This window comes from Heyndrickxia sp. FSL K6-6286, assembly GCF_038630395.1.
Taxonomy (GTDB): Bacteria; Bacillota; Bacilli; order Bacillales; family Bacillaceae_C; genus Heyndrickxia; species Heyndrickxia oleronia.
In genome coordinates, this window is sequence record NZ_CP152029.1 from 270,481 (window position 1) to 297,471 (window position 26,991).

28 protein-coding genes and 1 other annotated feature (1 of these 29 only partly in view) are annotated in these 26,991 nt (G+C 34.3%); of the genes, 17 read left to right on the plus strand and 11 right to left on the minus strand.

What is annotated here, in order from left to right; all coding sequences use genetic code 11:
• Positions 1 to 76: a binding site (T-box leader), on the plus strand (it extends 139 nt beyond the left edge of the window).
• A 59-nt stretch (positions 77 to 135) separates the two neighbouring features.
• Positions 136 to 1,422, plus strand: a complete 1,287-nt coding sequence (gene aspS / locus MHI39_RS01500; RefSeq protein WP_342540546.1) for an aspartate--tRNA(Asn) ligase — start codon at positions 136 to 138, stop codon at positions 1,420 to 1,422.
• 392 nt (positions 1,423 to 1,814) lie between these two features.
• Here the strand turns inward: aspS and MHI39_RS01505 are convergent, their stop codons facing one another.
• On the minus strand, positions 1,815 to 2,597 hold the full coding sequence (locus MHI39_RS01505) for a polysaccharide deacetylase family protein (RefSeq protein WP_071977388.1): 783 nt from the start codon (positions 2,595 to 2,597) through the stop codon (positions 1,815 to 1,817).
• A gap of 189 nt (positions 2,598 to 2,786) precedes the next feature.
• Here MHI39_RS01505 and MHI39_RS01510 point away from each other — a divergent pair, with 189 nt between their 5' ends.
• The 5 genes from MHI39_RS01510 to def all read left to right on the plus strand — a co-directional run bounded on the left by MHI39_RS01510 (position 2,787) and on the right by def (position 5,372).
• Positions 2,787 to 3,158 carry a cupin domain-containing protein gene (locus MHI39_RS01510; RefSeq protein WP_058004284.1) on the plus strand — a complete coding sequence of 124 codons (372 nt, stop codon included), beginning with the start codon at positions 2,787 to 2,789 and terminating at the stop codon, positions 3,156 to 3,158.
• 156 nt (positions 3,159 to 3,314) lie between these two features.
• Positions 3,315 to 3,857: a DinB family protein gene (locus MHI39_RS01515; RefSeq protein ID WP_058004283.1), complete on the plus strand. Its 543-nt coding sequence runs from the start codon at positions 3,315 to 3,317 to the stop codon at positions 3,855 to 3,857.
• Between the two features lie 141 nt (positions 3,858 to 3,998).
• Positions 3,999 to 4,523 carry a DinB family protein gene (locus MHI39_RS01520; RefSeq protein ID WP_280617734.1) on the plus strand — a complete coding sequence of 175 codons (525 nt, stop codon included), beginning with the start codon at positions 3,999 to 4,001 and terminating at the stop codon, positions 4,521 to 4,523.
• 89 nt (positions 4,524 to 4,612) lie between these two features.
• A complete protein-coding gene (locus MHI39_RS01525; protein WP_058004281.1) occupies positions 4,613 to 4,804 on the plus strand; it encodes a helix-turn-helix transcriptional regulator in 192 nt (63 codons plus the stop codon).
• Positions 4,797 to 5,372, plus strand: coding sequence for a peptide deformylase (def, locus tag MHI39_RS01530; RefSeq protein WP_058004280.1), 576 nt, complete (start codon positions 4,797 to 4,799; stop codon positions 5,370 to 5,372). Before MHI39_RS01525 ends, def begins: the two co-directional genes overlap by 8 nt.
• A gap of 84 nt (positions 5,373 to 5,456) precedes the next feature.
• Here the strand turns inward: def and MHI39_RS01535 are convergent, their stop codons facing one another.
• A complete protein-coding gene (locus MHI39_RS01535) occupies positions 5,457 to 6,356 on the minus strand; it encodes a 3-hydroxyacyl-CoA dehydrogenase (RefSeq protein ID WP_342540547.1) in 900 nt (299 codons plus the stop codon).
• Between the two features lie 312 nt (positions 6,357 to 6,668).
• Between MHI39_RS01535 and MHI39_RS01540 the strand changes: the two genes are divergently transcribed.
• Entirely contained in the window at positions 6,669 to 7,565 is an 897-nt protein-coding gene (locus MHI39_RS01540; protein WP_058004279.1) for a DMT family transporter, read from the plus strand.
• Between the two features lie 70 nt (positions 7,566 to 7,635).
• Here MHI39_RS01540 and MHI39_RS01545 read toward each other — a convergent pair whose 3' ends face one another.
• From MHI39_RS01545 to MHI39_RS01555, 3 genes are all read right to left on the minus strand, one after another.
• Entirely contained in the window at positions 7,636 to 8,325 is a 690-nt protein-coding gene (locus MHI39_RS01545; RefSeq protein ID WP_058004278.1) for a helix-turn-helix transcriptional regulator, read from the minus strand.
• A gap of 72 nt (positions 8,326 to 8,397) precedes the next feature.
• Positions 8,398 to 9,252 (minus strand): aminoglycoside 6-adenylyltransferase, encoded by an 855-nt coding sequence (gene ant(6), locus MHI39_RS01550; protein WP_065107267.1) that lies wholly within the window; start codon positions 9,250 to 9,252, stop codon positions 8,398 to 8,400.
• 48 nt (positions 9,253 to 9,300) lie between these two features.
• Complete coding sequence (locus MHI39_RS01555) at positions 9,301 to 9,768, minus strand: hypothetical protein (RefSeq protein WP_058004276.1); 468 nt, start codon at positions 9,766 to 9,768, stop codon at positions 9,301 to 9,303.
• Positions 9,769 to 10,054: 286 nt separating this feature from the next.
• Between MHI39_RS01555 and brnQ the strand changes: the two genes are divergently transcribed.
• Both brnQ and MHI39_RS01565 read left to right on the plus strand, forming a co-directional pair.
• Positions 10,055 to 11,410, plus strand: coding sequence for a branched-chain amino acid transport system II carrier protein (brnQ, locus tag MHI39_RS01560; protein WP_058004275.1), 1,356 nt, complete (start codon positions 10,055 to 10,057; stop codon positions 11,408 to 11,410).
• A gap of 678 nt (positions 11,411 to 12,088) precedes the next feature.
• On the plus strand, positions 12,089 to 12,610 hold the full coding sequence (locus MHI39_RS01565) for a GNAT family N-acetyltransferase (RefSeq protein WP_342540548.1): 522 nt from the start codon (positions 12,089 to 12,091) through the stop codon (positions 12,608 to 12,610).
• A 72-nt stretch (positions 12,611 to 12,682) separates the two neighbouring features.
• Here the strand turns inward: MHI39_RS01565 and MHI39_RS01570 are convergent, their stop codons facing one another.
• The gene (locus tag MHI39_RS01570) at positions 12,683 to 13,345 is read right to left on the minus strand and encodes a GntR family transcriptional regulator (RefSeq protein ID WP_058004273.1); all 663 of its coding nucleotides are present in this window, start codon (positions 13,343 to 13,345) and stop codon (positions 12,683 to 12,685) included.
• 224 nt (positions 13,346 to 13,569) lie between these two features.
• On the opposite strand from MHI39_RS01570, the gene MHI39_RS01575 reads away from it, so the two are divergent.
• A complete protein-coding gene (locus tag MHI39_RS01575; RefSeq protein WP_342540549.1) occupies positions 13,570 to 14,019 on the plus strand; it encodes a hypothetical protein in 450 nt (149 codons plus the stop codon).
• A 104-nt stretch (positions 14,020 to 14,123) separates the two neighbouring features.
• On the opposite strand, the gene MHI39_RS01580 is transcribed toward MHI39_RS01575, so the two are convergent.
• Positions 14,124 to 15,026: a LysR family transcriptional regulator gene (locus MHI39_RS01580; RefSeq protein WP_342540550.1), complete on the minus strand. Its 903-nt coding sequence runs from the start codon at positions 15,024 to 15,026 to the stop codon at positions 14,124 to 14,126.
• Between the two features lie 119 nt (positions 15,027 to 15,145).
• Between MHI39_RS01580 and MHI39_RS01585 the strand changes: the two genes are divergently transcribed.
• Entirely contained in the window at positions 15,146 to 15,814 is a 669-nt protein-coding gene (locus tag MHI39_RS01585; RefSeq protein WP_058004270.1) for an O-methyltransferase, read from the plus strand.
• 128 nt (positions 15,815 to 15,942) lie between these two features.
• Here MHI39_RS01585 and MHI39_RS01590 read toward each other — a convergent pair whose 3' ends face one another.
• Together MHI39_RS01590 and MHI39_RS01595 are read right to left on the minus strand one after the other, a co-directional pair.
• Positions 15,943 to 16,527, minus strand: coding sequence for a DUF3231 family protein (locus MHI39_RS01590; protein ID WP_235813327.1), 585 nt, complete (start codon positions 16,525 to 16,527; stop codon positions 15,943 to 15,945).
• A gap of 53 nt (positions 16,528 to 16,580) precedes the next feature.
• Positions 16,581 to 17,000, minus strand: a complete 420-nt coding sequence (locus MHI39_RS01595; protein WP_235813325.1) for a DUF3231 family protein — start codon at positions 16,998 to 17,000, stop codon at positions 16,581 to 16,583.
• A gap of 273 nt (positions 17,001 to 17,273) precedes the next feature.
• On the opposite strand from MHI39_RS01595, the gene MHI39_RS01600 reads away from it, so the two are divergent.
• Both MHI39_RS01600 and MHI39_RS01605 read left to right on the plus strand, forming a co-directional pair.
• On the plus strand, positions 17,274 to 18,416 hold the full coding sequence (locus MHI39_RS01600; RefSeq protein WP_058004269.1) for a DUF3626 domain-containing protein: 1,143 nt from the start codon (positions 17,274 to 17,276) through the stop codon (positions 18,414 to 18,416).
• A gap of 235 nt (positions 18,417 to 18,651) precedes the next feature.
• Complete coding sequence (locus MHI39_RS01605; RefSeq protein ID WP_058004268.1) at positions 18,652 to 19,524, plus strand: YitT family protein; 873 nt, start codon at positions 18,652 to 18,654, stop codon at positions 19,522 to 19,524.
• A 160-nt stretch (positions 19,525 to 19,684) separates the two neighbouring features.
• On the opposite strand, the gene MHI39_RS01610 is transcribed toward MHI39_RS01605, so the two are convergent.
• Positions 19,685 to 19,879, minus strand: coding sequence for a hypothetical protein (locus MHI39_RS01610; RefSeq protein WP_058004267.1), 195 nt, complete (start codon positions 19,877 to 19,879; stop codon positions 19,685 to 19,687).
• Between the two features lie 628 nt (positions 19,880 to 20,507).
• Here MHI39_RS01610 and MHI39_RS01615 point away from each other — a divergent pair.
• The 3 genes from MHI39_RS01615 to MHI39_RS01625 all read left to right on the plus strand — a co-directional run bounded on the left by MHI39_RS01615 (position 20,508) and on the right by MHI39_RS01625 (position 22,288).
• The gene (locus tag MHI39_RS01615) at positions 20,508 to 20,702 is read left to right on the plus strand and encodes a hemolysin XhlA family protein (protein ID WP_342540551.1); all 195 of its coding nucleotides are present in this window, start codon (positions 20,508 to 20,510) and stop codon (positions 20,700 to 20,702) included.
• Positions 20,703 to 21,052: 350 nt separating this feature from the next.
• On the plus strand, positions 21,053 to 21,601 hold the full coding sequence (locus tag MHI39_RS01620) for a GNAT family N-acetyltransferase (RefSeq protein ID WP_342540553.1): 549 nt from the start codon (positions 21,053 to 21,055) through the stop codon (positions 21,599 to 21,601).
• Between the two features lie 156 nt (positions 21,602 to 21,757).
• The gene (locus tag MHI39_RS01625) at positions 21,758 to 22,288 is read left to right on the plus strand and encodes a GNAT family N-acetyltransferase (RefSeq protein WP_071977385.1); all 531 of its coding nucleotides are present in this window, start codon (positions 21,758 to 21,760) and stop codon (positions 22,286 to 22,288) included.
• Positions 22,289 to 22,363: 75 nt separating this feature from the next.
• Here the strand turns inward: MHI39_RS01625 and MHI39_RS01630 are convergent, their stop codons facing one another.
• Entirely contained in the window at positions 22,364 to 23,299 is a 936-nt protein-coding gene (locus MHI39_RS01630) for a sigma-70 family RNA polymerase sigma factor (RefSeq protein WP_071977415.1), read from the minus strand.
• 441 nt (positions 23,300 to 23,740) lie between these two features.
• Between MHI39_RS01630 and MHI39_RS01635 the strand changes: the two genes are divergently transcribed.
• Complete coding sequence (locus tag MHI39_RS01635) at positions 23,741 to 26,956, plus strand: DEAD/DEAH box helicase (RefSeq protein WP_071977384.1); 3,216 nt, start codon at positions 23,741 to 23,743, stop codon at positions 26,954 to 26,956.
• Positions 26,957 to 26,991 lie beyond the last annotated feature (35 nt).

Here is a 26,991-nt window from a genome sequence, read left to right on the forward strand (position 1 = left end):
TACCACTCGTTATGTGGAATGAGAGGCTGGTAAAAAGGCAATCTGGGTGGTACCACGGAAAAAATTCGTCCCTATGTTTATATAGGGGCGAATTTTTTTATTTGATTCTTTATCAATGAAAAGGAGGAAGTCAAAATGATTCGAATAGTAACGACGGAAACACCTTATAAGGCTGGTGAAACGGTAAAATTATCGGGTTGGGTTCACAAACAACGTTATTTATCAAAAGTTACCTTCCTGTTACTTCGGGATAGGGGCGGGATTATTCAATGTATTTTGGAGAAAGAATGGTTAAATTTCAAAGTAGAAAATGAATCAATTGTTGAGATCATCGGGGACGTTGTTGAATCAAAGAAACAAAAATTGGGCGTAGAAATACATGTGAGAGATATTAGAGTGATCAATAAAAGTCAAAAGGAGATCCCATTTGAAATCAATCAATCGGAATTGAAAGCTGGAATGGATCATCTTCTTAACCATCGTACCTTATCTTTAAGACATGAAAAAAATCAAGCCATTTTTAAAATTCAAAGTGTATTATCACAGTCATTTGGCGATTTTTTTACATCACATGGATTTACACGAATTTTTACACCAAAAATTGTCTCTCAGGGTGCAGAAGGAGGTGCAAATGTATTTAGCCTAAATTATTTTGGGAAAAACGCCCATTTAGCACAATCACCTCAATTTTATAAACAAATGATGGTAGCAAGTGGTTTCGAACGTGTTTTTGAAATCGGGCAGGTATTTCGAGCGGAGGCACATCATTCATCAAGACATTTAAATGAATATGTTTCTCTTGATGTTGAAATAGGATTTATTGACGATGTAAAAGAAATTATGGAATGGGAAACAGATGTACTTAAATATATGATCTCACGTGTAAATGACCAATGTAAACGGGAGTTAGAAATTCTTGATGTTAAACTTCCGTGTATAACTGAGATTCCGTGCTTAACTCTTTACGAAGCACAGGAAATATTAAGTAGTCAATATCAAAAAGCATCTCCTGAAGGGGACCTAGATTCCGAAGGAGAGCAATTAATAGGTGAATACGTAAGAGAAAAATATAATAGTGAATTTGTCTTTATTACCAATTATCCATGTGAAACACGTCCAATGTACACGATGCCTAGTAATGATTTAGGATTAACAGAATCATATGATTTATTGTACAAAGGCTTAGAAATTACTTCTGGTGGGCTTCGTATTCATGATTATGAAATGCTGTTACAGTCATTCTCAAGTAAAGGATTAAATCCAAATGATTTTGCCTCATATATTGAAATGTTTAAATATGGTGTACCTCCACATGGTGGATTCGCCATTGGACTAGAGAGATTGACAGCAAATATGACAGGAGTAGGAAATATTAGGGGGGCAACAGCATTTCCTAGGGATATTGAGAGACTTATACCTTAGAGCAAAATCAATGGTCTTAATAACAGTAGTAAGGGAGGGAATAATATGTAAGGATGTAGTTTTCCCAAAGGTTGGTTGCCAAAAATGGCAGCCTTTTTTATGTGAATAATAGGGGTAAACTCGAAAATTTGTTGAGTTAATTTCACCGTTAGAGTGCTTACACATTATTAAATGTTTTGTTGACTTTTTGTATACAAGAAGGAGATGTTCAAGAAACAGAAGAGGTAATTGAAACGTCCTCTTTGCTAGCTACTCAAGAGAAGCAAAACAATGAAGTGGAAAAGAATGACTAAACCAATTTTTTTGAATAGTCATTGAGGATGGAAATTGGAGTTATCCTCCAATTTCCATCGTATTTTTAGTTCTATAAAAGCGAAAAAGTACAAAATTGATTATTTAGCTGGTATATTAAGCAATTTAGGGATCGTTACCAAGTGATATTTTTCTTTATTCAGCTCATCAATAATTTTCGGTAAAGATTTTACGGTCCCAGATAAATCTCCACCAGTCCCGGTTCCAGAGTGCTGCAGAATAATTGCACCCGGTTTTACATGCAATAGAACATTACTCGCCACCTGATCTTCATCTAAGCCTTTCCAATCTAGAGAATCAACATTCCAATTTACAATTTTTTTGTTGTGTAATTTCAACCATTGGAGTTGCTCCTCATTGATATTTCCATATGGCGGTCTAATCATTCTTGGAATATATCCAGTATACTGTTTAATAATAGTGTCTGTTTTTATAATTTGATTTCTAAATTCAGTATCACTCAATTTAGAAAAATTCGCATGATTATACGAATGGTTTCCAAGAGCATGTCCTTCTCGAATAATCCTTTTAAATATATCAGGATGTTCCTCGATTCGATATCCAACTACAAAAAATGTTGCCTTAACCCCTTTTTGTTTTAAAATATCTAAGATCTGTGGGGTGAAAATATTATCAGGTGCATCATCAAATGTTAAAGCAATTTCTCGTTTTGTCTTCGATCCATACAAAAAAAATGTATTTTGGTATTTATTATTTAATTCTGATAAGGATAATGGATCTTTTTTAGGTTCAGCGGATAGCTCATGAACGAAAGATGTGGTCTTTGCTTTAACGTATGTAGGAACGGAAAAGGGAACCATTAAAAGAAATAAGACGAAAATAGAAAGCAGAGAATGTTTCATTAGTGACTACCTCTAGTTTTTAGATTATATTCTTTCTATGTTATATATTTGCAATTCCTAATAAAATATACTAAAAGAGATGCGAATGAAGGGGAGATTTCGATCAATCATCGTAATTTCCTTCTCATGAAAATAGACTATTAACATGACTCAATCAGTTAATTAAGGAAAGTTTCAAGGAGGATTTACATGGATTACCAAAATCATGCAATAAACATCAATAATAAATTATCGAAATTTAATGAATACTGGTCTCCTAAAGTAATTAGTGAAATGAATGATTATCAGTTTAAGTTAGCAAAATTATTAGGTGACTTTGTTTGGCATAGCCACAATGATACCGATGAAGTATTTTTTGTGATAGAGGGGGAAATGAAAATTGAATTTCGCGATGGAGAGGTTACACTTTCAAAAGGAGAGATGTACGTCGTACCTAAAGGGGTAGAGCATAAGCCATTTGCGGAAAAAGAATGTCAGGTCATGCTAGTAGAGCCGAAAGGTGTCGTTAACACAGGTGATCACCAAGGAGAGTTAACGGCGGAAAATGATGTATGGATTTAAGAAGGAATTCTCTTTATTGTTCATGAATGTATAAGTTAATAAACATCGGAATGATTACAACTTGCTTTTTTTAGGGAAATAGTTGGATTTCAAAGGGATTTCCATGTATTTACCATAATATATAAAGAGTGAGTATTTTTATAGGCGGGTGAAAACATGGCAATAAATTTAGAAACTTTATTTTTAATTGATCAAAAGGATGGTATGAGTTTAGAGTTTAGTAAATTAGTTTCAATGATGAATTATGCGAGAGAGACGACCATTGAAGAGGTACAGGAATTAACCGTTGAAGAACTTGATTTCCTTTATGATGCGGAAGCTAATTCAATTGGAATGTTATTAGCACATATGGTTTCGGTTGAAAAAGCTTATCAAATCGAAACATTTTATAATCGTGAAGTGACAGATGAGGAAATTAATGAGTTAAATCCATCCTTAGAATTGGGAAGTAAGGCACGGGAACAGATCCATGGAAACACGATTGATTTTTATATGAAGGAATTAATCGATGCTCGTAATAAAACCATCGAAACATTTCAAACACTCCCGGATGAATGGTTATTTCAGCAAACTCCTTTTTGGTTTGATCAACAAGCTAATAATTACTTTAAATGGTTCCATGTATTTGAAGATGAAATAAATCATAGAGGGCAAATAAGGATTATTAAAAAAATGATGGCGAAGAGGGTGAAGGTTTAAAGAAGAAAAGGGATGTAGCGAGGGCTATATCCCTTTTTTAGTTATAAGTACAATGTAATAAAACAAGAACAACTGTATATATGAATCATGGGATATTTTTAAGAAGATGGTTGCAAGTGAATCATAGGGGGGAGAAGTGAGATGAATTTTAAACTAATGGAAGCTATTGAAGTGTTGCAACGTACTCCACAAACATTGAATGAATTTGTATCTGGTTTATCGAAAGGCTGGTTGGATTGTAATGAGGGTGAGGGAACTTGGAATGTAGCTGAAGTGATTGAGCATCTTATTGAAGCCGATAAACATAATTGGATACCAAGATTAGAAACAATGCTTCATGCAGGTGAGAGAAGACCTTTTCCTCCTTTTGATCGTTTTGCACATTTAAATAAGATGTCGGAGAGAACCATTCAACAACAGTTGCGAGAATTTAAGAAGGTGAGAACAGAAAATATAACTAAACTTAAGTCGATTATTCAACCTGAATTACAACTTGAGCGTACAGGGGTGCATCCAGAATTTGGAATAGTGAAGGTCAAAGAATTATTATCGACATGGGTGGTTCATGATTTAACACATATTTCCCAAATTGTACGGGTGATGGCAAAGAGATATGATATGGATGTTGGACCTTGGAAGGAATATTTAGGCGTATTGAAAAATTGATTTCAGTGTTGAATTGTCCAAAGTAATTGACATTTTATTTACGATTGTTAGAATAATGATGTCCAATACTTTTGACATAGGTGATGCTTATGAAAAATAAAATAAAAGAGATAAGGAAAAAGCTGGGACTCACTCAAGAGGATCTTGCTAAGGAATGTGGGGTCGTGAGGCAAACGATTAATTGTATCGAGAATGATAAATATGATCCTACACTGGAATTGGCATTCAAATTATCAAAAATACTAAGAGTAAAGGTGGATGCATTGTTTATTTATGAGTAAATTTCATTCAAATTATATAATTACAATGAAGGATATTGTTAGGGAAGGTGACCCAATTCTTAATCAGGCTACAAAAGAGGTGTCCCTCCCACCTTCTGAAGAAGATAAGGAAACATTAATATCCATGATGAATTTTTTGAAAAATAGTCAGGATCCTAAATTAGCAAAAAAATATAATTTACGTCCTGGAGTAGGTCTATCAGCCAATCAAATCGGGTTGAATAAGAGAATGTTTACGGCGTTTTTAACCGATGAGAAGGGGAAAGAACATGAATATGCAATTATAAATCCGAAAATCATCAGTCATTCCGTCTCCATGATTTATTTACCACAGGGCGAGGGGTGTCTTTCTGTTGATCGAGATATTAAAGGCTTTGTACCTCGATATGAACGGATTAAAGTGAAGGGATTTAATCTTACAGGAGAAGAAGTGTTATTAAAGCTAAGTGGATATTCCTCAATTGTTGTACAGCATGAAATTGATCATTTAGATGGTATTATGTTTTACGATCGTATGAATAAAGAAAATCCATTTCAATTACCGGATAATATCAAAAGCTTATATTGATATCTGTATGAAGAAAAAGCTATATACAGATAGAAGAAGGAACTTTCCCTTTTAGGTGAGTTCCTTCATATTGTAAAAAAGGAATTAGTTTTCTAAGAAACCAGGTTTCATAAAGTTTGGATTTGGATAGGTGTAGAAACCTTCTCCAGTAGCTCTACCAAGTTTGCCTTTATCAATATACTCAGATTTCAATAACTCAGCTAATTTTTCGTATTCTTGGCTACCCGTTGCTTTCGCTTTAGCGAGTGTAATATTATAAGCAGTATTGATTCCAACAACATCTAAAATGGCAAAAGGACCTTGAGGAGCACCTGTTGCAATCATCCAAGTTTTGTCGATTGTTTCCGCATCTGCAACTTCATTCAATAAGAGAAGCTGAGCAGCGTCTAATAAAGGAACTAATAATGAATTTAAAATATAGCCTGGCTGTTCTTTATATAAAGGCAAAGCAACCATACCAATGGCTTTGGCAAATTCAATCACTTCATTAAAGACCTTCATATCTGTTCCAGGGTGTTTCATAACCTCTGCTGTGTTATTTTTCCAAATTTCGTTTGCGAAGTGTAGGGCTAAAAATTTAGCAGGTCTACCTGTTGCATCAGCAAATTGGCTTGGTAATAATGTAGAAGAGTTTGTTGCGAAAATAGTTTTTTCAGGAGCGACCTTTCCAAGCTCATTGTAAAAGTCAGTTTTAATTTGAACAACCTCAGGAATCGCTTCGATTACTAAGTCTGCATCTGCAACTGCTTTTGGTAAATTAGAATTGAAAGAAATGCGTTCATATGCTGAATTAACTTCTTCATCAGTAGCATTCAAATCTTTTTTATAGTGCTCCTTTAAACCGTTAATTCTTTCTTTCGCACGCTCCAATACTTCATCATTAATGTCATATACAGATACATTGAATCCTTTGAATGCTGTTTGGTATGCAATCTGACTCCCTAGCACACCGCTACCGGCAACGGTAATATTTTGATAATTCATAGCCAGTTCTCCTTCTTTCCAATTAAATACCTTCATATTATGGCACATCCCATCAAAAAAGATAAAAGAATATGCTTCTATATAGGTAAGGGAATCTTCTCCAATATTTCTTTTATCATGAATCTTAAATGAAAAAATAATGTATAGATAATGAAAAAATATTTATGAGAACGTAAATCTTAATTGCACCATTCCTTTTATATTGAAATGCTTTAAATATGCTTCTATTTGATTCCATATTTCGATAAAAGTTGAAATTTAAAGCGGATATAATAGCAATAGCTTAGTATTACAAAAATAGGGAGAGACACAATGAATAATTACAAATTTATACCATTAGTACTTTTAACGACATTTTTAATGGGATCGTCGTTCGCTATCGTTAAAATAGGCTTGTCCTATTCTTCACCGATATTATTAGCAGCTTTGCGTTTTACACTTGCAGGAATCATTATGAGCATAATTGTGAGTGTTTTAAAAAGGCCACATCCCATAACTAAAAAGAGCTGGATAAGGATGGTTATTATTGGTGCTTGTCAAACAGCTGGCGTGATGGGGTGTATATTTTTGAGCTTGCGAACGATTACTGCCAGTGAATCCTCCATCCTTACATTCACAAATCCGTTACTTGTTATTGTCTTTGGGACCATTTTTACCAAAATTCGTTATAGATTATATCAGTGGATCGGTGTTTTTTTAGGACTATTAGGGGTAGTTATTACAATGGGGACCCAATTACAATTTGAAATTGGGATAGTATTTGGTATTCTTTCAGCAGTTTTTTGGGCAATTGCTACATTATTAGCAAATAAGTGGGGGGCAACTTTTGATACCTGGGTATTATCAGCCTATCAAATGCTTTTTGGCGGATTATTACTGTTACTTGCTAGTTTTCTTTTTGAAAAGCCATTTTTCACTTTCAATGGCCAGTCCTTATTCATTTTATTTTGGTTAAGTATGATGTCCTCAATTGTTCAATTTGCGATTTGGTACTATCTTCTGCAAAAAGGTGATCCTGGAAAGACGAGCGCTTATTTATTTTTAGCCCCATTCTTCGGTGTAATAACCGGTTGGTTACTGCTTGGGGATCATCTATATCCTTCACTTATTATTGGCGGTTTGTTTATTATCATTGGTATTTATCTTGTAAATAGAAAATTTCAGAATTTAAAACAAGAGAATGCTAGTATAGAAATCCAAAATAGATAGATTAAATGAATATATATAAGACTGCCTCCAAAGTGATTAAACCATTCTTTATGTACTTTGGAGGGTAACTTTACTTGATTTCGATTTGAAATGTTTTTTTGAATCCTATTTTTCCTTTATCTGTAATAGTCACAGCGCGAATGGATGGATCCTGAGTTATCCAGCCCAATGTTAAAAACTTTTTTAATAATCCGTTACCTAGGGCTCCTGCAAGATGATGATGACGTTCGCTCCAATCTAAACATGCATGAGAAAATGAACGACGTTTTCCTCTTAATTCAACTAAATCAATGCCAAAATCAGTGAAAAACTGCTCGCCTGTTGTTGTAACGGTAAACTCCTGTGCTTCTTTTTCTAAATAGCCTGCAGCCAACATGGCTTCAGTTAACTCAACTCCTAATTTTCCTGCTAAATGATCATAACACGTTCTAGCATTTTGGAGTAATTTCATTTGCCTTGATTGCTTTAATGAACGAACTTCAGGAGGAGGAGAAATAGCAAGGAATGATTCTAAAATGCGTGCAATTTCCTCATTAGCCAGCTGGTAATAACGGTGGCGACCATGTTTTTCAACAATAACGAGATTCCCATCAACTAATTTGGAAAGGTGAAAACTTGCTGTTTGTGGTTTGATCGCGGCCATATAAGCTAGTTCACTTGCAGTATGAAAACGTCCGTCCATTAAACTTGTTAAAATAATAGCACGTGAAGTTTCACCAAGAAGTGCAGCGACTTCAGCTACATTAGGACTAATACTCATCTTTTTCACCCCTTTGTAATTCATACTTCCATTGTAATCGAAGTATTGAATGTGCACAATGAAGTTTTTTAATTATCTGTACTTTCTTTGAATTCTCTCTATATAATTGGTAACCTTTTTATCGTACTCAGGATAAGGATAACCAAGTGTTTTAGAAACATAAAGGGAGGATTCTCGGAATAATTCAAAGCTAAAATTAAGTGCGTCCCACACTGCTTGATAGGTGGACATATTATACGTGGATAGTAGTGTGTCCCATGTTTCGTTAGATACGTATTTTTTTAAGAACTTATCACTTTTTCCAATACTTAAAGAAAAATTAGTTTCAATTCCGATTTTCCATCGTAACATCGTAAGTAAATTAGGGCGAAAAGCGCTATTCATTATATCGTTAGCAAAGAGGATTTCCTTTCTAGCAAGTCCTTTTGCTACGTATGTAGAAGTCATCCAAAACTCATTGCAGCAATCGTCAAAGGATTGCATACTTGGCCTTTGAATATGATATTTTGCATCGCTTGGGATAATTGTTTTTTTGATGAGTTGATCTTTGTCCAATAGTACTTCGACTAAACCATCACTCTCTTTAAAATAATCTTCAAATTCATTAAGCGGAATGAGAGTTAGGTCGATTTTTGACCCATCTTCAAAAATCATTAAATACGAGAACCAGTTTCCCAATTCGGGTGGGAATAATTCCATTGCTTCTGGCTTTTGGAGAATGATTCTTTGTCCAAAATAATCTAACCAATCATCACTTTTCTTAAAAAAGTCCATATCTGTAACAAAATAACTAAAATCATAATCTTGAAATTCATCTTCTGGAATGTTTGAGTTGGTTAAAGAGCCTTCAAGGGTGAATATTCTAATTTTTTCACAATTGATTGCAAAGTTCATACCTAATTCCATTATCTCTTTTTTACTACGCAATATCATCACCTACAAGTCGATATTAGATAGGGAAGTTGCCCATCTTTTTTATTGATTATACTTTCTAGGTGATTTTCCTTCTATAAAGAATTGAAAAAGATAGTTCAAAAGGGAATAAGAAAAAGCGGTTAAGAACAGGTGCTTAGGCTTGAACCTTTTTAATTTATATAAGTTGAATTTTTCAAAAAATCGATTTAATGGAAATGCTAACATAAGATCATTAAATACATTCAAAAGAGAATAAAGCCAAAATTTGCCGTATGTTAGATGAAAAACCCATAAGTTTCCTACGAAGAAAGGTCCAAAAATAAATGTTAAAGCATTATTTGTTGAGGCTTTAGCTCCACCCTTTACTTTCCACCATTTATGGGAGTTCGCTAGCAATGTTTCTACTAGAAGAATGATTGATGAAAAAAGTGTAACAGGTAAGAACCTTTTAATTGACTTGATTGGTAAAAAGAAGATTGTAGACCATGATAAACAAATTAGCATTATTCGAATAAGTAATACGACCAAATTATCTCCCCCTTGTCCTTTTTTATATTTTGACTTTAAAAAAATGATTTATGCAAAAACATATTTATGGAAGGAAACACGTGGATAATAAAATATATGTAAACCATGCACTTTAGAGATGTGAAGAAACAAGTAGAACTATGTCGAAATTATTAAAAAAATACCGAGCGATATATTGCATTTTTTATATAATGATAGTATGATTAATTCCATTGATATATTGCATATGCGGGTAATGAATTTTTAGATAAATTTGAATATTTACTTCTTAGGGGGAACTGGTCATATGGACAATAAACTTTCATTTTCAAATTATTTTATAGTAGGAGTTATGCTATTTGCTTTGTTTTTTGGAGCAGGAAATTTAATCTTTCCTGCACAACTTGGACAAAATGCAGGAACGAATCTATGGCCTTCAGTAATAGGCTTTCTAATAACAGGTGTGGGTCTACCTTTTCTTGGAATTCTAGTGATGGGGATATCAGGTAGCCGTGACCTACGTGAGTTATCAAGTAGAATTCACCCTATTTATGGAACAGTATTTACTTCACTATTGTATTTAACAATTGGACCCTTTTTTGCAGCACCCCGTACAGGAGCTGTTGCTTATGATATTGGTATTGCACCGTTTTTTGAACATGGTAATGGACATATCGGGTTATTTATTTTTACATTGTTGTTTTTTGCTATTACTCTATGGTTTTCATTGAATCCAGCTAAATTGGTTGATCGAGTGGGGAAAATCTTATCTCCTGGAATCATTATTTTATTATTTATTTTACTAGTAATGGCTATTGTGAAACCGATGGGTTCTATTGAAGCTCCACAGGAAGCGTATCAAAATGGTGCGTTTATGAAAGGTTTTACAGAGGGATATAACACGATGGATGCATTAGCTTCACTTGTATTTGGTATTATCGTTATCAATTCCATCCGTGCACTTGGAGTAAAAACGACACGAGGAGTACTGGGAGCTACTGTTAAATCCGGAACGGTTGCAATTGTTTTTCTTGGAGTTATCTATGTAGGGATTGCCTATCTAGGTGCAACTAGTACAGAAAGATTTGGTCTTTTTGATACAGGGGGTCCTGTTTTAGGTAGTGCAGCTTCGCATTATTTTGGAATGACTGGAACCGTGATGTTATCTGTTGTAATCTTACTTGCCTGTCTAACGACAAGTATTGGATTAATGACAGCCTGTGGAGAGTATTTCCATACATTATTTCCGAAAGTAAGCTATAAACTATTTGTCACTTTGTTTACTACAGCGACATTTATCATCGCAAATTTTGGACTAGCTAATATTATTAACTATTCAATTCCTGTATTAATGTTTCTCTATCCACTTGCGATTGTTTTAATGCTTTTAACTTTCTTGTCACCATTGTTTAATCATTCAAGATTGGTTTATATTGCAGCAACAGTTGTTACTTTTTTAATTAGTATCATTGACGGTTTAAAAACTTTTATTAAATTATTCAAAATGGACTATTTTGGATGGGTATCAGGCATAATTAAAGTGTATGAACATTATTTACCTTTTTATCATGAAGGCCTAGGATGGTTACTGCCAGTACTGATTGTTATCTTAATTACGGGGGTTATTGCTCGCTTCATGCAATACTCTGAAGTTCATGCGTAAAAGGATAACAGGCACCGAATGTAAATCAAAAATTCTTTAAAAGATCGCGGTTAAAAAAGTCAGTTCCGACTGTATTAATGGAACTGGCTTTTTATTTGTAATATTTTAGAAAAATAATGTTGGCAATTTAGACATGATTTTTGAATAAGTCTGCTTTCATAAGTATCCTACTTGAATAAAATCTCTACTTCTGGAATTTGCACCTAATAAAGGCCCCAATGGTTTTGATGGAGTTTACTGCTCTTTTCTTTGTGAAAGGCTCTTTTCTTAAACATTGTTGCTATTTAAGTAAAGTTATAACTATTAAATATCGACTGAGGATCGCTACAAGCATCAATTTACTGAGAAAGAGCTGCAATCTCCATTAGAACCGCTAGAATCCTTTATTGGGAGTAAAAGCCGGCAGTTGGGCTTTTACCAAAAGCAACAAACTATAAGAAAACAGCCTAGTGAAATGTGCCTTGAACTAAAAGAAATGTTTAATGGTTGAGATACATAAAGTAGTAATGAAAACGTGAGTTTATTTCATATGATTAATAATGATAGAATTGGATAAAAGGCATATAAGTTTCAATTGGCAGAATAATAGTTTTCCAATGGAGAGGTGAGGCTAACTATCGTTTGTTTATTTTGATTACTTAATTATCAGCAAAATAAATAAGTGAAAGGGAGTATAACATGCTTGAAATTAGAAAGGGAACAGTTGAGGATCTATCGATTATCCGACAATTAGGGATTGACACTTATTATGCACACTTCAAGAATAATTGGGAAAATAAAAAGGAAATAAATAAATTTTTAGAAAAAGACTTTTCTAAAGAATCATTAGAAAAAAGCCTACAGATGCATAATATAGTCTGGTTGATTGCTTATATTGAAAATGAGGCAATTGGCTTTGCAAAAGTGAATTTTGATAGGAAACTACCTAATAACGAAACTAGAGGAGCCGAGTTGCAAAAAATATATTTTCTCCCGAGTTCTACAGGCAAGGGTTATGGAGATATACTCTTAAATGAAGCGATTAAATTGTCAATACATAATAATCAGGGACTACTTTGGTTAGAAGTATTAAAAACTAATCATCAAGCTAAGGCATTCTACGAAAAGAAAGGATTTAACGTGAAAACTGAGACGATCTTAAAAGGCGTAAATGGAGATATGAGTTTGTGGGTAATGATAAAGGATCTTTCAAATGACTGACTAGTGGTCAGGCAATCTATTTATGGATACAGATAAAGCCGGTTTCTAACAATAGGACCGGCTTTTACATATTTAGTTCTTTTTCACTGACTTGAATTCTTCAATAGCACGCAACCAATTTTGTCGCATAATATTAGAAACTGCCACTTCGTTCCCATCTTTCATTAATTGTATAATGGTGTCGTGCTCTTTAATTGATTGTTCTGTTAGAATAATGGATTGATGGAAGAATAATCTTCTTACATGTGCTTGAAGATAAGCAACCATATTATCAATATATGAATTATTTGCTGCATCTACAATAATTTGATGGAAATCTTCATCAATTTTCAATGCTTGGAAGTCATTATCCGAATGAATGGCATCCGCGAATCTTTTATTTGTTTGTTCCAATTTATTCGTAATTTCGTCCGTTAGATTGGAAATGGCAAGTTCAGCAGATAATGCTTGTAAAGCAGCTAATGGAGGAAGTAGCTCCTTAATCGATTCTTTTTCTACTTCCGTTACCTGTGTCCCTTTACTCGGATACATAACTACAAATCCTTGTGCTTCAAGCAATTGAAGGGATTCACGGATGGGAGTTCTGCTGACTCCTAATGCTTCTGCAAGCTCGGAGTCATTGAGCTTTTCCCCTGGCTTTAGTGTTCCATCGATAATCCATTGTTGTATTTGATTGAATGCGCTTTCTTTTGCGGATGTGCGAACCGGTTTTGAATGATCAGTAGGTATTGGCATATAACTTACCTCCCTAGAAATTTGTCTGTTTTCTATACTATTAGTATACCTTAAAACGAAAAGGATTGATATATGATATATTGCTACAATTAGATTAATGTATTTCAGATAATGAACCCGATAATAGAAACGAATTGAAAGATGCTAAGCATCTGACAGGTATAGGACAATTAATTTTGAGAGATGATATGGTTATTTATAGGGAATAGAGAGGATTGCTACATATGGACAAACTATTGATATGGGCATTATTTATTCTACCATGGCTATCTTTAATTTTTATGAACCATTCATCAATTCGGAGATATATGCCTGTTGCTTTTTTAGCTACTATCATAAATACAATTATAGCTCAAATTGCTTGGTTTCATCATTGGTGGAAGTTTAATGAAAGTCTGTTTTATTGGGATAAGATTGCTCCACTTTTTACAGTATATGGTGTTTTTCTCATTGGGACCATGTGGATATTTTATTTTACCTTTAATAAATTTTGGATCTATATGCTTGTAAACGCTGTAATAGATTTTTTTTATGGCTTTATTTTTTCAAGAATATTAAATATGCGAGAAATTAGAGAAGATGGGGAAATTTCCTCTTTATTAAATTTTTTATTAATGATGTTTATCGCTGTTATTCTGTATCTTTATCAGTTATGGCTGGACAAGAAACAATAATATAGTAGAATTGCTCGAATTTGTTATGAGTTGCTCGATTTAGTATAAAAAAGGGAAGGGAATTCTACCATTCATCAAGATTGTTACCTTAATCTCTCCTCTTTTTAAGCTCTAGTCTTTTCTAAAGAAAGCTTACAAGTGTCGATGAAATTAGATACAAGGAGGCTTTTCTTTTCATTTTTCCTAGTACAAATCGCAATTTTATTTTTTACACAGATGTCTTGAACAAATACACGAGCAAGTTGATGATTCTCCACATACTCACGGACAACAAGAGAAGAGATAAAGTTTGCCCCATAACCTGCCATAACCGAATGAATGGTTTCATTTAAACCATTAAACTGAAGTGCAATCTTTGGTGGCTCTACTTGAAAGGTTTGACAAAGGGAAAAAAGCCTTTCTCGAGTAGAGCTTCCTTCCTCACGCATAATGAATGGCTCCTTCACCATTTCCTGTAAGCTGATGCACTGATTGGCAAGTGGGTGTGTAGGAGAGACTACAAACCAAAGTTCATCTTCTAATAATTCTTCCCACTCAATTTCATCTGGTCTTTCTGAAACTCCCCCACCGTAGATTGCGATATCCGCTTTAAATTGTTTGAGTTGATCAAATGCACCTTGTGAATTAGTAGTATGGATGAATAAATTGATTTCCTCGTTGTGAGCCTTAAATGTAGCGGCCCATTTTGGAATTAAAAAATTTGCAGGCAAGTAAGTTGCAGCAATATGGATGCTTCCTGCCTTCCCATGACGATGATTGTCAATGAAGCCTTCAATCTTTTTCTCAAAGGCAAAAAAGTTCTGTGCCTTTTCTGCTAACTCTTTACCGAATTCTGTTAATAATACTCCCCTCCCATGAGGCTTGAATAAGATTATTCCAATCTCTTGCTCGAATTTCTTTATTTGACTAGAAACGGCGGGCTGACTAATTCGCATCAATTCAGCTGCTTTAGTAAAGCTTCCTGTTGTGGCAACATGGTGAAATAAGCGAAGGCCATGTAAATTCATTTTTTTCTCCATTCATAACTTGAATTTATATAACTGTTAAAAAGATATATTATTTTTATCGTTTATACTATCATACACTATTAGTGAAGACACAAGTTGAAGAAATGAGGGATTTAAGAATGGGAGCAAATGAAAGCTGGAACGAAGTCGATGAATATTTTATAGGAAAATTAAAATTATCTGATCCTATACTTGATCATGTTTTGCGAACAAATAGAGAGTCCGGAATCCCAGAAATTGATGTATCTCCGTCACAAGGGAAGTTTCTTTATTTAATAGCTAAAATGAAGGGGGTAAGAAACGTTTTAGAAATTGGAACACTTGGTGGATATAGTAGTATTTGGTTTGCAAGGGCATTACCTGAGTCTGGAAAAGTCTATACATTGGAGGTGAATCCAGAATTTGCAAAAATAGCTAATCAAAATATTCAATATGCTGGTTACGAGCATAAGGTAGAAGTGATTGTGGGAGATGCCCTAGATAGCTTACCCAAATTAAAAGAAAGAGGAGTTGCCCCTTTTGATCTTATCTTTATTGATGCTGATAAAACCAATAATCCCCATTACTTAAAATGGGCGATGAGTATGTCAAAGTCTGGAACACTAATTATTGCGGACAATGTCGTGAGAGATGGTGAAGTGACTAATGAAATAAGTAGTGATGAGAGAATCCATGGTATCAGACAATTTATGGATTTGCTTGCTAATGAAAATAGAATTGAATGTACTTCTATTCAAACGGTCGGATCAAAGGGGTATGATGGATTTTTAATGGGATTGGTCAAATAGTTCATAAATAAATTGGGGAGCCATAGGGAGGTAGCAGAACATATATAAATTTTTTTACTGTTACCTCCCTTGCATCTAATATAGGAATAATATTCAATGTAATGATTGGATATTGTCGTTTAACTTAATCAATTTTTGTTAAATCCAGAGGATGATTTAGAAAGTTCTTTTCTATCAGTTGCAGTAAATGGTTCTTCAAACCAACCATGTTCAATCATGATATTCAATCCATCATTATTATACTTTCCAATGACAGGAAGGAGCTTCATAATTTCTGCGGCTAAATCATGTCGCATCATTTGAGAAAGAGCTGTTCCCATATTAGTGAGTGCTATGTTTCCAGCCAACGAAGCGTGATACATCATTAGTTTGTCAGAAAAAGGTGAAGTAGTTGAATCTGTTACATGATCATCCATTAGCTTAGGAGAGGGCAGGTTTTGCTTGAGTAAATGATCAGCAAAACTCTTAATTTGATTATTTGCAAGGTCTGCTCCATCTCGGAAGTATTTTCGAATCTTCTCTGAGGAAGCAACCTGGCTGAATCCTAACATTAATGATTTTCCTAATATATTGGTATTAATATTGTAGTGCAAGTGCTTAATTTCATTAGCTGTAAGCGGACGGTCTCGACCTGTTAGGATAGAAATAAATGATTTTTTCTCTACGAAATCTACTTTGTTTGGATAAGGGATCGTTGGAGAACTTATATCCATTCCTTTTGACAGTAATAAATGTATCCCTCGCTCATAGGTTTCTATAGAATCATTTAATGAGCTTCTAAATAATTGATAATGTCTTGACGAGTAGCATTTGAAAAAGCATTTCCATAAAGTAATAGTGAGGCACTGGCCATTTGAGTAATATAAAAGACCATGAAGAGATCACCGAAGAGACGAGGAGCATCCTTACGAATATCCTGTTCCCCAAAACCAACAGGTACAGGTATGTTTTCCGTTTTAAAAATATTGCCTATCTCCTGTACATGTCTTCTTGATAGTACTAAGGCAAACTCGACATAATCTTTAACCTCGTCATCATGCACTACTTGAAGATAATGCTCAAAGACACAACTGAACATAGAGTCTCCCATAAAATTACTAAACAGATCAGCTAGTTCAGCTGATGTTAGCTGTTTATTTGGCTGATGTTCTTCAATTTCTTCTTTTAAAATAGAGTCTTTCTTCATTTTGTACCTCCGTCTTTACTTTAGTACATATATTGTGTGTATAAAAATGCAAAAATATTAGGGATAATTTCTTGAGTGCTGATTAGATAATGGGGTTATATTGAACGATTAGTACATTTAATTTAAAGGAAAATCTCTATCTTTGACGAATTTCTTAAGGATACTTTGAGATATGTATTCGAAGTATAGATTTATTTAAGGGATCTCTCTCTACTTTTTATTTCTATAAAAAAAATTAATTGCAATTAGCCAAAGAAATATATTTAAAAAGGAATGATTCTATTGGTAGATTTAACTCATTCTCAACTGAAAGCTATCCAGCATATTACTAATTATGCTAAAAATCATAAAGAGGAAGCTAGAGCTATTATTAATCACGTACTTAAAATGTCAAATATCTCAGATCAAGTATTTGAAATGGCTGTTGATCAGTTAAAGGCACAAGCTAAAATCGCGGTGCATTTTCATCCTGATCGACCAGATTCAACGATGAAACTGATTGCTGAATCACTTCTTGAGCAGGGGAAATACAAAAGTCAATTTGAAACAGGTTTATCAAATGGTAGTGTCACGGCATATCCTGGTGGTGAACGAGATTGTTGGGAAGAGGAAGTCTTCGGAGGAGCCTATCATTTGGAAAACTCGCCCAATAATCAAAGACCCAAATATGGAGCGCTAAATGTGATGTTACATCCGGACGGACCAGCCCCACGTTTTGGATCATGCTATTTTTTACTCTCACCGGGAGTCTCACAACGATCCACATATACATACTTGGATTCACATCAGAACCCTAAGGAAAAGGGAACATATGAAGAATTTGATATGATTTTGGCAGGACTGATGGAAGAAACATTTACGAGAGAATTTGCTATCGGTGAAAGAAACTTAACTCCTACTAGATTAATCAATCATTTGCTTTCTAATTTTGAAAATGGTGTTATCAATCTATCACAAAAAGAGGCAAGCCGTAATCTTAATCATTATATTGAGGCACAGATACATGGGGATATATCCTTAAAGGAAGACGTTGAAATGCTCGTAGTTGATCCTTCCTATCAAGATACTCCAATAGGTGAAATTTTAAAATCATTATGCTCTAAGTATTCCATCGTTTTAAAATGGCACATGGGTTTTGAACTATTGGTTGATGAAGTTCCGATAGATTTTAGAGGTTCGTCGATGCCATCATTAGCAAAACGGATTGCAAAAGATCGTTATATTAATGCCAGTACAATAGGAGCTGCTGTAATGGACTTAAAGTGTAATCCGGAATCTTGGAGTGAACGTGGTACGATGGCTGATGTTCTTCAAGAATTAAAACTGCTTTGGCATGTGTTGGTTCGTTATGGACATCCAAGAAAGGAACGCAGTAAAGGTAAGATTAATGGAGTAGCCTCGGGAGAAATTTACTAAGAAAAATTGGATTTTTCTAGAATGAGTAAATGATATTCTTTCTGTTTTCAACCAAGCATGAGTATTTACTAAATACTATAATCCATTATAGTAATATAAAGTTTATGATGAATAGTTTATAAACAAAGAAGGCATTTCTTGTAATAAGAAAAGACGCCTTCTTTTTCGATCAGAATGATTTGAAGTATTTTATGGTAAACTTAAATAAGATAGAATGTTGGAAATGAGGAATAATATGAACACAAACAAAAAGCACAAATCAAAAAAACTAAGACTATTTTTACGGGGATTGATCATCATTATTGGGGGATTTATTGCGGCATATGGGCTAGAAACAGTATTAATCCCCAATAGTGTATCTGATGGAGGAGTAACGGGTCTTAGTATCGTTGCATCCAAGCTATTTGGATTACCATTAGGAATTTTAATTGCGATTATTAATATCCCATTTATTTGGTTAGGATATCAACAAATCGGTAAAAGCTTTGCCGTTTATTCGATAATCGGAATTGCTTCATTAGCAGTTGGTACAAGCCTTATGCACCATATCCCAGCAATTATTGAAGGGGATACCTTGTTAGTTACTGTAGTAGGAGGTATCATCCTCGGATTGGGGATGGGGTTAGCATTGCGTAATGGTGGCGCATTAGATGGTATTGATATGTTAGCCGTGTTACTTTCACGAAAATTACCATTCGGGACAAGTGACTTCATTCTTTTCTTAAACATGTTTGTATTTATTTTTGTTTCAACTGTATTTGGACTTCAAGGGGCAATTCTTTCAGCTATTGCTTACTTTATTGCTTCTAAAGTGATTCACATTGTTGAGGTTGGTTTAAGCGGATCGAAAACATTTAAAATTATTACGACTCAACCTGAATTAATGGTGGAAACAATACGTGATCGCTTAGGTAGAAGTGCAACATATAATGAAGTGTATGGTGGTTATTCTAAAGAAAAGTTTAAAGAAATCACTTGTGTCATTAACCGCCTAGAAGAAAGTAAAATTAAGGAAATCATTCAGGATATTGACGAATCTGCCTTTGTTACCGTATATGATGTAGCGGAAGTTAAGGGTGGTAATTTTAGAAAGAATAATATTCACTAGAATTCAAACCTGTAAGATGATAAAATCCCACAAAAAACTAGGTGATTTTTTGTGGGATTTTTCGTTATATACTCTATGTAATATTGATATTACATAATACTTTTAAATGGAGATTATTCAAGCGCACGGATCAATAGTATATCTTTAACCCGCTAAATAATTATATATGATGTTTTTGGTTCATATCTTGATTAATAATAACTGCATTTTTATATATGTTACCCATTTCAGTAAAATTACCTTCTCTAGTTATATACCCATAATCTATCATAAGCTGTTTTACATCACTAGGTAGTTCTATGAAGGCAAGCTTTCCTGCACAAAAGCTTCTAATTATTTTTACTCTTTCATCCATAGTTAGTATCTCCTCCATTTATTTCTATCTTAATTTTACAGTAAAAGGAAACCGTTTTCTATATTAATGGGTTATTTACCTTTATTTACCACATAAATAATTAGATCAACCATTTATTTTTTATTCTCATACAAATACATATTCTGATCTCAATATTCAAAAATGATGGCCCTGGGTAGTCTTGATAATTCATAAAACCAATTAAAGGCTCAAATTTAAGGCTAATGAAATTTTGAAATATGGCTACATTATAGGTTTTTGATTCAATGGGAGATATTAAGGGTGTAATAATTGTGGATTTTAATATGCCTGGAAAAAGAAATAATGTTTGAATTTCTTGTTATAAAATTGTATAAACCTAGGAAATGAAGGAAAAACCGAATTGTTTAGCACTTCATTTATCCAATGTACTTTATTATAAGTTCATATTTAGGATTTATACTATAAAAGCTCCTTTCGTTTAAGGAGAGTTTTTATTTTATGGATAAACTATTCTTTTGCTTAAGAGCCTTTCCAAAGAAGGACAGGTTTGCATACTATATAAAACAAAGTAAGTAGACATTTATCAAACTTACTAAGACCACGATGATTAAAGTCTAAGTGTACTAAAATTTAAAGGTGGTGCCATATGGAGGAGCGGATTTTGAAATTGGAAAATGAAATTTCCGAGGTTAAAATAAGACTCGCTGTTGCAGAATCAACTATCAAAGATTTAAAGGAAGACATTGCTAGTATAAAAAGCAATACAACTTGGATATTAAGAATTGTGATTGGTGCAGTCATTTCTTCGATTCTCGGTTTAATTATTAATGGAGGAATATAATCGTTTTACATTAATAACGATTAAAAGATTACTCAGAGCTATGGGAGTATAAAAAATTATTTGGAAGAAAAAATTCTAGATGAGCAGGTCGATTGTACAATCATATTCTGGTTTTTATTCGATATTAAGAAACATAAAAAGAGTATATAGTAAAAATATGTATACCAAAAAAGTAATTTTATTCATGCAATAATAATCTATTATTATTTTCAATTTCTACAGGGCGATCACCTATGAAGGTTTTCGTCTTTTTTTGTCGAAGTTAAAGATAGGTAGTTGTAGGTATGAATGGAACAAGTGACTCGTACGTTTTTTTTATTAGCATGACTTAGAAGGAGTGGGGATGCCTTATGACTTATGACCATCAAAATAAAAGAATTTCTACTGAAAGGCTAGTACTAAGATTATTTCAAAAATCTAATGCAGAAGCTGTCACTAAACTCTGCAATAATTATAATATTTATAAAAATACATTATACCTACCTTATCCATACACTTTAGAGGATGCTTTAACATGGATTGACCATCATCTTGATCATTTTAATGCTGATAAGTCATATGAATTTGCTATAACAGATAAAGAAACTGGTCGTGTATATGGAGCTATCGCTTTATCTAACAACAAAAAATTTAATAATGGGGAGCTAGCGTATTGGATAGGTGAAGAGTTTTGGGGAAATGGATATGCTACTGAGGCGGCACAGGCTATATTACGATTTGCATTTGATGAAAAGAAATACCATAAAGTATTTGCTCGATACTTTCATTCAAATCAAGCATCAGGAAGGGTTATGCAAAAATTAGGCATGAAAAAGGAAGGGATATTCATTGACCATGTGAAGAAAGAAAATCAATATGTCGACCTAGTATATTACGGAATAATTAACCCTCAAGAATGAACATATATACAAAAAGCTACCTTCCTAAAATTAATCAGGTTTAAGAGTATTCTTTGATTTTTATATGGTTCACGGAAGGGAAAAACACTAATTAGTAGAATGATAAACGAAATTATACATATTAATCTTACCGTAAATGAAAGGGGAGAGTGTAGGATGTTTCCGTTACTAGAAACTGAGAGGCTTAACTTAAGGAGAATTGAAAAAGAAGATGCTGAAGATATCTTTCGTTGTTTTTCAAATTCCGATGTAACTCGTTACTATGGTCAGGAATCCTTTACAAGTTTCGAACAAGCTGAGCAGATCATTGAGATGTTTAATCATAACTTTAAAGAAAGACGCGGAATTAGATGGGGAATGGAATTAAAAGATCAGAAGGGAATCATTGGGTCGATTGGATTCAATGCGTGGGTTCCTAAATATAAAAGAGCTGAAATCGGCTATGAACTGCACCCAGATTTTTGGAGGAAGGGCTATGCATCAGAAGCAGTGAAAGCAGTCGTCGATTATGGATTCAATCATCTGGATTTAAATCGAATTGGTGCAGTAGTATTTTTGGATAATACGGCTTCTAATGATTTATTGATTAAGTTGGGCTTCGAAAAAGAAGGAGTCTTACGAAATTATATTTATCAAAATGGCATTTCATATGACACAAATGTATATTCATTGGTGAAAAATCATTAATTTTATAAAGTATAAGGTAGAAAACAAAGACTGAATCAATTTTTATAAATGAATCGTCTTTGTTTTCCTTTATTTCTAGTGACGCCAATTCAAGAATGGATGTTTGTCTAATTGAGGTGGGATGCCTAACTCTTTTGATGCAGCAAAGATCAATTCCTTTCTAAAAAAATAACTTCGGTGGTACACAATTTGATCATTCTCTATTTCTTGATATTGAATATCGTGAATGAGAGGACCACCTTCAGAATCTGCCAATACAATAATGACTTGCTTCCCCCACAAAGTAAATTCTTGGGCTTTATAGAGTGGTAGACCATATTGTAGGGAGCCATTTCGAATTTCTTCTTTTGTTACTTCTAAGAATCCTAGAGAAGCCTCATAGTGTGCATGATCACTTATTAGCCTTAGTATTCCTTCTACATCTCCTTGATTAAATGCTTTTAAGTAGGCCTGAATAATTTTATGATTTTTCTTTGAGTTTTCGTGAGCTTTTAGGGGTGCCAATTCAGTTCTTTTTAATTTATCTCGGACTCTTCGTGTTGTTGCATAAATCGCTCCAGGTGTTGTTTTCACAATACCTGCAACTTCATCAGCTGTAAATTGGAAAACTTCCATCAGTAAAAATACCGCTGTCTGTCTAGGTGTAAAAAGATAGAAGAGATGTTCCAATGCTTCTTCGATGTCAAAGTGATCTGAAATCTCTTCTACTATCCCACCATCTAGTTCAGTTAAGCGCCCAATCTCTTTTTTCCTTTTACGGCATTGATCGATCCAAGTGTTCGTCGCGATTCGATAAAGATAGGATTTGAGATTGGTTGGGTGCCACCGTTGATATAAACCACCTAATGCCTTTAACAGGGTCTCTTGATAGAGATCTTCGCCATCCCAAGGCGATCCAGTTAAGTAGCGGCAGTACTTCCATAATCCTTCTCCTATATCTTCAATAAGAGCATTAAATTTTTGATGAAGCTCTCGAGATGGCTCATAGAGCTCATTCTTTTTATCTATCATCACAATAAAACCTCCATTTCCTGTATCTATATGTATAACGAATGAAGAGAACGGAATTATACTCATGGTAATCATTTTTTTTGAAGTAAATCGATGCTGCTTTATTAAAAGTATATCAATTTTTGGTAATTATCCAAATAATGCGATAACGATTCTTTAAAAGTAGGTGCTGTCAGACAATCACTGAGCCCTATGATACAATGATCATATAATTTTTTATAATGCTCTTTTCTCAACCATTGTTATTAACAAAATTTTTAACATATACAAATAGGTTGAAAATCGACAAGACCTTCATTCCACTGAGAAAAGAGCTGCAAGCTATAAAAGAACGCTGCCCTTTTATTAGGTGTAAAAGCCGGTAGTAGGGCTTTTACAAAAGCAACAAACAATACGAAAATGGCCTATATTAAAACGAATCCTCAGGAAGGAGAGGGCTGAATGAATTTAAAATTAAATCCAAAAATCATTAAAGATATGTGCGGGACAGTCTCCTTCAAAAGAGGAGAAGGTTTTTTTCGGACGAATAAAATAACATTTGAAAGATTCAATTCAAATGAATTTATAGCTAAAGTAGCTGGTGTGGATGATTTCCTTGTGACAATCGTAAAAGATGCAGATGGAGAAATTCGGACACAATGCAGTTGTCCCAAATTAGCTTCTTTTCAAAAGGAGTGTCAGCATATTGCCGCAGTCTTGCTATCTATATACGAATATCAGCGCCAAGGAAAAACCCCATTTCAAAGTATCCAACCAATGGATTCAGAAAATCAGGGGCTAACTGAAGGTATATTGACACTATTTGATGATGTTCCAAAGCGTTCAAGTGGACATCAATTATATTTTGAAAATAGACAGGTAATTGATGCCGATTTTATATGTAAACCTGTACCTATAGGGGATGGGAAATATATTTTTGGGATACAGTTAAAGATTGGATTAATAAAGATACAAGATATTCGCAACTTTTTAATGCGTGTGAAAGAAGGAATGTCAATTTTTCTTTCAGATACCTTTACTTATGATCCAAGTATTCACTGTTTTCGAAAGGAAACGGATCTTGTCATTCAGCAGCTGATCCAAGTGATTCAAGATGAAAAGGCGTTTCAGAAGAGCATAATGGACTCTATTAATGAGAGCTTAGGCAATGATCTATTATTGATTCCTCCTTCTTCATGGGAAACACTTATTGCTTTATTGAAAAATCTCCCGTACGTACATTTGCATCATCAGGGAAAGTTTTTTGAAGGATTGCAACTATCACAGGACCCCCTTCCAATCCGATATGATTTTGCCGAAAACGATAGAAGTGGATATAGTTTGAAAATTCAAGGATTGAACCAGATTATGGTGTTCGAGCTGTATGGGTATGCTTTATATGATGGAATATTGGTTCGTTTAGAAAGCGAAGATTTTCATCGTCTATTGTATTTAAAGCAATTATTAGATTCATCAAGAACAAATCAAATTACGATTCCTCTAGAGCAAAAAGAGATATTCCTTAATAAAGTGGTTCCTGGATTGAAACGGATAGGTAATGTAAACATTTCTCCCTCCATTTCAAGACAGCTGGTTCAGATTCCCTTGGTGGCCAAGCTATACTTGGATCGCGTAAAAAACCGCTTGCTTGCAGGGCTGGAATTTCACTATGAAAATATGGTGATCAATCCATTAGAAAATCGTGAACTTCCTTCAGGAGCAATGATCATGAGGGATATTGAGAAAGAAAATGAAATTCTCCAATTGATGGAGGAGAGTTCATTCGCTAAAACAGATGGTGGATATTTTTTGCATAATGAAGAGTTAGAATACGATTTCCTATATTATATGATTCCAAAGCTTGAAAAGATTGTTCAAATCTACGCAACGACAGCAGTGAGGAATCGGATATTTAAGGGAAATACTCCTCCGAAAATCAGGATAAAGATGAAAAAGGAAAGGAAGAATTGGCTGGAATTTAAATTCGAAATGGATGGAATTCCTGAAAAACATATTCGTGACATTTTATTAGCGCTGGAGGAGAAAAGGAAATACTATCGTTTGCGAAATGGATCACTATTATCTTTGGAAACAAGGGAATTTGAAGAAATCCAACGGTTTTTACGGGCCCTTCCAATTCAGAATGAGGACATGGAAGGTAGCTTCGATGTACCCATTGTGCAGGGCCTTCGTGCTCTTGATTCTGTAGAGGATGGTCCTTCTTTTGAATTAGAAGACACATTCCGTCAATTTTTAGAAACGCTCCAGAACCCTGGTAGTATGGAATTTGAGGTACCAAAGGAACTTCAGTCAATACTAAGGGATTACCAAGTACAGGGCTATCAATGGATGAAAACCCTTGCTAGTTACGGCTTCGGAGGAATTCTAGCAGATGATATGGGATTAGGAAAGACATTGCAAAGCATTAGTTTTATTCAATCGGAACTATCGGATATTAGAAAGAAGCAGCATCCAGCTCTCATTATATGTCCATCATCTTTGACCTATAACTGGCTGAGTGAAATAATGACATTCACTCCGCAGATACAGGCGATTGTTATTGATGGTAATAAAAAAGAACGGCTTCATTTACAAAAGGAACTAACTGGAATAGATGTGTTGATAACCTCCTATCCATTGCTACGAAGGGATATTAAATGGTTTGAGAAACAACAGTTTCATACGGTGTTTTTTGATGAAGCTCAAGCATTTAAAAATCCTTTTACCCAAACTGCTCGTGCGGTAAAAAAGATAATGGCAGATTATCGCTTCGCTCTTACAGGAACGCCTGTAGAGAATTCACTAGAGGAGCTGTGGTCTATTTTTCATGTGGTATTTCCTGACTTATTTCAAGGATTAAAGGAATACAACAACTTATCAAGAAAAGTCATAGCTAAAAGGATTCGTCCATTTTTACTTCGCCGATTAAAAGAGGATGTTTTATCAGAGCTTCCAGGGAAGGTTGAGTCAATGGAATCCATCGAGTTACTTCCGGAGCAGAAGAAGCTGTATGCTGCCTATTTAGCAAAGCTAAGGCATGACACGTTAAAACATTTAGATAGAGATACAATAAGGAAAAATCGCATTAAAATCCTTGCTGGCCTTACACGATTACGACAAATCTGCTGCCATCCCGCTCTGTTTGTTGATGGCTATAAAGGAACCTCATCAAAATTTGAGCAACTGAAGCAAATCATTAAAGAATCTATGCTTTCTAGAAGAAGAGTGTTGATCTTTTCTCAGTTTACAAAGATGCTTCATCTGATTGGAAGTGAGCTAGTTGCACAGGGATTACCATATTTTTATCTTGATGGAAAAACTCCTTCAGAGGAGCGGGTAGAATTGTGCCGTCGATTTAACTCAGGTGAGCGAGATATATTTCTTATTTCCTTAAAGGCAGGAGGTACGGGTCTTAATTTGGCTGGAGCTGATACGGTCATTTTATATGATCTATGGTGGAATCCTGCCGTTGAAGAGCAAGCCGCTGATCGGGCACATCGTATGGGACAGACAAATGAAGTACAGGTTATTAAAATGATTTCGCGTGGAACAATTGAAGAAAAAATGAATGAACTTCAAACAGAAAAGCGCCATTTAATTGAGGAAATTATTGATCCTAATAAAAATTCCTCTTTTACACTTACAGAAAATGATATAAGAGAAATATTGATGATATAAGTGAGAGACAAGATAAGCTTGTCTCTCTTTTTGTG